The sequence below is a fragment of the Novosphingopyxis sp. genome, from assembly GCF_965218915.1.
Classification (GTDB): Bacteria; Pseudomonadota; Alphaproteobacteria; order Sphingomonadales; family Sphingomonadaceae; genus Novosphingopyxis.
This window is the reverse complement of sequence record NZ_OZ244708.1, coordinates 1,246,390-1,252,500: the sequence shown is the minus strand read 5'-3', so window position 1 is coordinate 1,252,500 and position 6,111 is coordinate 1,246,390. Positions and strand designations below refer to the sequence as shown.

General features: G+C 63.9%; 7 protein-coding genes (1 of these 7 only partly in view). 2 read left to right on the top strand and 5 right to left on the bottom strand.

Annotation, left to right across the window (positions count from 1 at the left end):
- Positions 1-363, top strand: the 3' end of a protein-coding gene (locus tag ACOQPC_RS05735) for a lipopolysaccharide biosynthesis protein (protein WP_420607688.1). It extends 1,134 nt beyond the left edge of the window; 363 of the gene's 1,497 nt are visible here — the last part of the coding sequence; its start codon lies off the left edge, out of view; the stop codon is at positions 361-363.
- 22 nt (positions 364-385) lie between these two features.
- Here ACOQPC_RS05735 and ACOQPC_RS05730 read toward each other — a convergent pair whose 3' ends face one another.
- Both ACOQPC_RS05730 and ACOQPC_RS05725 read right to left on the bottom strand, forming a co-directional pair.
- Positions 386-1,276: a glycosyltransferase gene (locus tag ACOQPC_RS05730; protein WP_420607687.1), complete on the bottom strand. Its 891-nt coding sequence runs from the start codon at positions 1,274-1,276 to the stop codon at positions 386-388.
- Between the two features lie 66 nt (positions 1,277-1,342).
- Positions 1,343-1,774 carry a CBS domain-containing protein gene (locus ACOQPC_RS05725; RefSeq protein WP_420607686.1) on the bottom strand — a complete coding sequence of 144 codons (432 nt, stop codon included), beginning with the start codon at positions 1,772-1,774 and terminating at the stop codon, positions 1,343-1,345.
- A 137-nt stretch (positions 1,775-1,911) separates the two neighbouring features.
- On the opposite strand from ACOQPC_RS05725, the gene ACOQPC_RS05720 reads away from it, so the two are divergent.
- Positions 1,912-2,211 carry a hypothetical protein gene (locus ACOQPC_RS05720; protein WP_420607685.1) on the top strand — a complete coding sequence of 100 codons (300 nt, stop codon included), beginning with the start codon at positions 1,912-1,914 and terminating at the stop codon, positions 2,209-2,211.
- Between the two features lie 21 nt (positions 2,212-2,232).
- On the opposite strand, the gene ACOQPC_RS05715 is transcribed toward ACOQPC_RS05720, so the two are convergent.
- The 3 genes from ACOQPC_RS05715 to ACOQPC_RS05705 form a co-directional block, all read right to left on the bottom strand.
- A complete protein-coding gene (locus ACOQPC_RS05715; protein ID WP_420607684.1) occupies positions 2,233-3,840 on the bottom strand; it encodes a DUF4139 domain-containing protein in 1,608 nt (535 codons plus the stop codon).
- Positions 3,841-3,850: 10 nt separating this feature from the next.
- Positions 3,851-5,284, bottom strand: a complete 1,434-nt coding sequence (locus ACOQPC_RS05710; protein WP_420607683.1) for a DUF4139 domain-containing protein — start codon at positions 5,282-5,284, stop codon at positions 3,851-3,853.
- 76 nt (positions 5,285-5,360) lie between these two features.
- Positions 5,361-6,089, bottom strand: a complete 729-nt coding sequence (locus ACOQPC_RS05705; RefSeq protein WP_420607682.1) for a DUF4167 domain-containing protein — start codon at positions 6,087-6,089, stop codon at positions 5,361-5,363.
- Between the last annotated feature and the right edge of the window lie 22 nt (positions 6,090-6,111).

Genomic DNA, 6,111 nt, shown 5'->3' with positions numbered 1-6,111 from the left:
TTTCTAATCGGCGTGCGATTCGGCGCTGACGGCCTCGCATGGGGCTGGGTCGCGGCCTATCCGCCGCTGCTCGCCTTCACCGTGATCCGCACGTGCAAACATATCGGCGTCGGTGGCGCCTTGTTGTGGCGCGCGACCTGGCCGGGATTGTCGACCGCGGCGGCGATGGGGCTGATCGTGTGGGGATTGGACCGAATCCTCCCGCCGATGCCCGCGCCCGCCCAGCTGGCGATTCTCACCATCACGGGAGGTCTCGCTTATATCGCGCTGCTGTTCCTAGCGGCGCGCGACACCTGGGACGAGCTGATACGCCTGGTGATCAAGCGCAAGCCGCCGTTGACTGAACCGATTCTCTCGGAATAGCCCGCTCCTCGCGAAATAGAGGTCAGGCTGCGCGCATCATCCGCCGGAGCGCGAGCCGGTCGAACCAGGCTTCGGGCAAGGTGGTGCGCGGGGTCAGCGATTTGCGATTTGCCGTATAAAGCGAACTCATCCGCTCGGGCAAACCGGTTGGCCCTTCCCCGCGCATGATTTGGCTGACCAGGCGATTTTGCAGGTGGCGCACCGAATAATTGATCATCCGCCTATACTGCATGACGAAGCCGCCGGGTTGCCACAGACTCACCGGCTCGCAGTAGAAGCCTGCGCCCCGCACCGGCATCACGCGCTGATCGTCCCAATGATCTTCGTTCTCGAGGTCGGTCTTGGCGAGCGCGCCAACCAGCCCGTCGTCGCCGATCAAATCGACCGGGAGGCGAATCATCTCGACCTTCATCCGTGCAAGGAAGCTGCCGCGAAGTGCGTAGAGATCGCCGAACAGTCCGCGCTCACGCCGGATCGACTCGGTATAATGCGCCGCGCCGCGCCCGTTCAGCGGAAAGCCCGAAGCGGCGTTGGCAAGGGGATTCTTCGCCAGCGCGCCATCGAGCGCCGCGATCGAACCCGGCGCGACCACCGCATCGCCATCGACAAAGACATGGGTTCGTCCGAATTCCGGCAGCATATCGAAGTTGAATCGGTTCCAGCTGCGCGATTTGCCGCCTGGCTGAAGCTCGTGAACCTGAAGCCGCGGAAACAGTCTGGCGACGCCGCGGCCGAGTTCAGCGGTACGGTCGCGCGATCCGTTGACCACCAGATGCACCGCTACACCGGGATCAGCCAGCGGCAGACTTTCGAGGCACAGCGCAATTCGCCGCTCCTCCTGATGCGCCAGCACGGTGATGACGATCGGCGCGGTGCGAATCGGCGGATCATCGATAGCAGCGGCGGTCTTCATCAGCCGTTTCTAGCGCGCAAAGCTTGCCGAAACTTTGCGATTCGCACCGAATCAACGAAAGGCCAGTCACACCGCTTGGATATAGTCGCGCATCGCACTGGCTTCGGCCTCGATCCGGTCGATGCGATATTTCACGAGATCGCCGATCGACACGAAGCCGACCAGTCGCTCGCCGTCGAGCACGGGAAGATGGCGGAAGCGCCGCTTGGTCATCTGCGACAGGGCATTCAGCGCCGGCGTATCCGGCGTCACCGTCACGGCCGGCGAAGTCATCGCCTCGCCCACTTTGTTATTCAGCGCGCCCTCGCCGAGGGTCTGCAGGCATTTGATCACGTCGCGTTCGGAAAACACCCCGACCACCTCGCCATCCTCGATCACCGGCATCGCGCCGATCCGGTGCTCGGTCAATTTGGCGATCGCGGTGCGCACGTCCGTGCCGGGTTCCAGACTGATGATCTCGCTTGCTTCGCGCCCTTCGAGCAGTTTCGCAATGGTCATGGCTCGTTCCTCTCTTCCTGCGTACAAGGATGCAGCAAGCGCGGACGGGTTGCAAAGCGCTTAAGCGATTATTTGGTATCCATTGCGCGCAGCGTCTATGAGGAACGCTTGCCGGCCATGGAGATCGCTTCCGCCTTATGCCCAGACCATCGCAGCTAGACGATCCCGATTATGCCGCCTTCGCCTGGGGGCGATACTGGCGGCTGATGCGCTGGATGACGCTGGCGACGGCGGTCTGTGTGCTCGGCGCGCTGACGGTTTTATATATCAGCAATGGCTGGGTCTCGATCCATCTCTACATCGCAACCGGGCTCGGTATCACCGCGGCGATGCTGTCGTCCGCCGGACTGATGGGGCTGGTGTTCCTGTCCAGCGGCAGCGGCCATGACGCGACCATCGAGGACCCGCTGGAAGGCGAAGTCGATATCGGCGACTGACGCGGCAACAGCCCCGGGCATCTATTCGCGCGGCTTGCGAATCTCGAACGACAGCCGCCGCTCACCATTGGCAGGGATGGTCCCTTTCCAGGTCGGCACCCCGTCGATCTTGTCGAATCCCCTGCCCCGCCGCAGTTCGAACGGCACCTCGATCTCGACATCGACCGCGCGCGCTACGGCGTTGATCAGCAGCAGATCGAAACGACGCGGATGTTTCTCATCGGGCGCGCTGATCGCCCATTGCACATCGGCCCGCGTGCCAAGTTCCAGCTCGATTTCCTGACCCACCGCCTTGTCGCCGAGCCGTGTCTGCCCGACCAGCAGCGGACCATATTCGCTCGGCTCGTAAACCGCGACCCGCCCCTGCGGCAGCGGCAGGCCGAGACCTTCTGCCGTCTCGTTCTGCATGCGAAACACGAGATCGAGCGGGCGCGGCATGCCATCACCGCAGCACAGATCGTTCGTATCGAATCGCCCGCGAAAAAGCGATGCGTACGAGACTTTCGGCTGCACGATCATCGCCACCTGCTTCTGCGCCTTGGCCGCGACGGTGATCGGTTCGGGCACGCGATACAGTTTGAGATCACCCAAATCCTCCTGCTCAGCCCGGATCGCGGCTACCGGAATCGCCGAATCGGCTTTCATGCGAGACCCGGTGACGGTGATCGATTCGCCGGCCATCATCGCCATCGGGGCCGGAGGGGGCGGTGGGGGCGGAGGCACCGCATTGAAATTAGCCTGCCGCCGCAGTGGAATGTCGCTGGTCGTGTCGTCCGGCCAGCATTGCAGACGCAGATAGACCGGCGGGCTTTGCGGCTGCACCGCCTGGCCTTCCTTGTTCGGCTCGCCCGCGACGGTAAGAAGCTGCGCATCGGGAAACCTTTGGTCGCCGCCATTGGCCACGGTGAGCCAGGCGAACAGGCTGAGCTTTCGCGCCGCATCGGGATCGGCCGCCGCATCTTCAGTTGCTGCGCCTGCAGCCTTGACCTCGACAATATAACTGGCCTCCCAGTCGAACCCCTCGGCCAGATAGGTGAGTTGCAGCGTCGCGCGCACCGGCCGATCGCTTTGCGTCAGCACCGACAGCGTCGGGCGCGGCGAAAGATCCTTGGGCACCTCGTCGAACAGCAGCCGTTCGGGCAGTCCGGTGCAGCGCAGCGCCTCGAAACCCTCATCGGTCTCGATCACGATCCCGCCCTGCGATCCGGTGCGCAGGATCGCCGCTTGCGTGCGCACCACGCCGGTCGCCGGATTGGTCCGCTGCAAGGTGACGCTGCGCCGCAAATAGGCGTCGACCAACCCGGCGGGCGACAGCAATCGCGCATCGCGGTTCTTCTCGATCACGCCCTGCGGCAGGCCGGAGATGATCGCGCTTTCGGGATACATGCCCTCGGACACGCCTTCGAACCGCAGCTTCGATTCGCCCTGCGGCAGATCGATCGTGCGCGTTTCGGTGATCAGCGCATAACCGCGCGGGTAATTGCGGTCGATCGGCTGATCCGCACCGCGGCCCGGCGCGCGGTAGATCGCGATCGACACCGAATCGGGCGCCTCCGACACCACCAACTGCTGCGCAAAGGCATGCGCCGGAAGCAGGATCAGAACGATCAGGAACAGCGGCAGCCGCATCGGCCGACGCTCAGTACCGCGTGTCGAATGTCGCGGAGACCGTGGTCGAACCATTGGCCGGCACCGGCACCTGCCAGCGCACGCTGTCCGCCGAGACCCGATCGCTCTCGAGACTTTCCTCGATCACGCGTGCCTCGCCATAAAGCCCGTCCTGCGTCAGTTCGACCGTGATAGCGCGCGCCGAAGCGTTGGTCAGTTCGTAGCGCATGGTCGTGCGCCAATGATTATCTCCCCGCTGGTCGCGCGCTTCGACCACCGTCCGCACGTTCACGTCGAACGCATCGCCGGTCACGATCGAAAGGTCCGATCCCATCGGCGTGGCATCGATCTCGCTTTCGCCGATGAACTGCGGGCTGCCGCTGGCGTCCTTCATATAGACGCGCACCGTACCCTCGGGCAACTGGTCGCCGAGCCCGCTTTGGGCCGAGGTGGAGAATTTCAGCACGCTCGACGCGCTCGCCGGGTCCTGCGTGTCGAAGCCGCTCACGTGGAAATCGTAGCTAGCGCGCGCCGGACTGCCCTGCACGTCGAGGAAACTGACCTGCTTCTGCTGCGCATCGAGTACATCGGTGCGACGTTCGAGTGGATAAAGGATATAGTCGCCGAGCCGCTCGCGCGTGCCGGTTTCGGTGCCCGCCCGCACGATGCCGCCGGACGAAGGCTGCGGAGGATAAATCCGCCCCCGCCGATATTGGGGCTGCGCGCCTCCCGCAGGATCGCCCGCGACCAGGAGCAGCTCGGCATTGCGGTAACTCGTGCCCGAATTGTTCGTAAGCGTGACCCAGCCCTCGACATCGATCGTGCCCGCCGCCTGGTCGAACAGCGCGACATAATCCGCGCTCCAGCCGATGCCCGGCGTGAGATAGCTGAGGTTGGTCGGCACCATGCCGCCGCTCGCCGATTCGAGCGTGACCGAAAGCGTCGGCCGCGCGCGCAGGCCGGGCGGCACCTGATCGAAGATCACGCGCACCGGCAGGCCATCGTCGCGCAGCACCTCGATATGGCCGTCGACCTCGATCACCACCCCGCCATTGGCCGCCAGCACCTTGGCGCGCTCGCGGGTCTGAGCGCCGGTCGCGGGATTGGTGCGCAGCAGCGTCACCGTTTCGCCCACCGCCTTTTGTATCAATGCGCCGGGCGTGAGCAGGTCGTAATCGAAATTCTGTTCGACGATGCCGATGCCCGGGCCGGACAGCACCACCGTCTCGGGCCTGATCTGCGCGGAGACATCGGGAAATTCCTGGCGGCTGCGTCCGGCGGGAAGCCTGAGCTGCCGCTGGTCCTGAATTAGCGACTGACCGTTCTGGTAGATGGTCAGAGCGACATCGCCCTGCGCGCTGCCGGCGGTGGGCCGGTCGGCGGGTGGGGGCGTGTCCGAAACGGTTTGTCCCCATAGCGGGACATTTACCGCGGCCAGCAATATCGCAACGCAAAGATGACGCATCGGACCCTCCCCATGGACATGTCCGATGATGCCCAACGAGTCCTACATTACAAGGACAAAGTCCTCTGAAGCTTGATCATTCGGCGGCGGTTGCCTGCTCGTCGTTCAAAGCACGGGGTTTGCGCGGGACGCGGGGCTTGCGCTTGGGCTTTTCATCGTCGCCGGAGACACCGATCGAGGGCGGCAGCATGTCGGCACTCAGCCCGCTATCCTGGCCAGCATCCTCCCTCTTGGCGCGCGGCTTGCGCACGGCACGGGGCTTGGGCGGTTTCGACTCGTCGCGCTCGTCGTTCGCATCGCGATCGCCGCGATCCTCGAACTGGTTGCCTCGCTCGCGGTGCGTCTGGGCGTGATGATCCTGGTCGAAATCGTCGTCGTCACGATCGTCATCCTCGCGCGCGCCCCGGCCGCGCGCATCGTTCTGCTGGTTGCCGCGCTGCTGACGATTGCCGCCGCGACGGTTGCTGTCGCTGTCGTCATGGTCACTATCGTCGTCGGAATCATTGTCGCGATCATTGCTGCCGCGACCGTGCTTTTCATCCTGGCGCGCCTTAAAATCGGCCTGCACGCGGAAATAATGATCGGCGAACTGATGATAATATTCGGTGTTCACCCGATCATCGTTCATCTGCGAATCCTGCGCGAGCTTCTTGTATTTCTCCAGCAGCTGTCCGGCATTGCCGCGGGCGCGATTGTCGATGCGGTTCTGGTGATCGAAACCACCGCCTCCGCCGCGATTGTTCTGCTGACGGTTGTTATTATTGTTGCCACGGCCGCGACGGCGGTTGGGCTGACGATTGTTCATAAAGGCTGTCTCGTCCTAATAC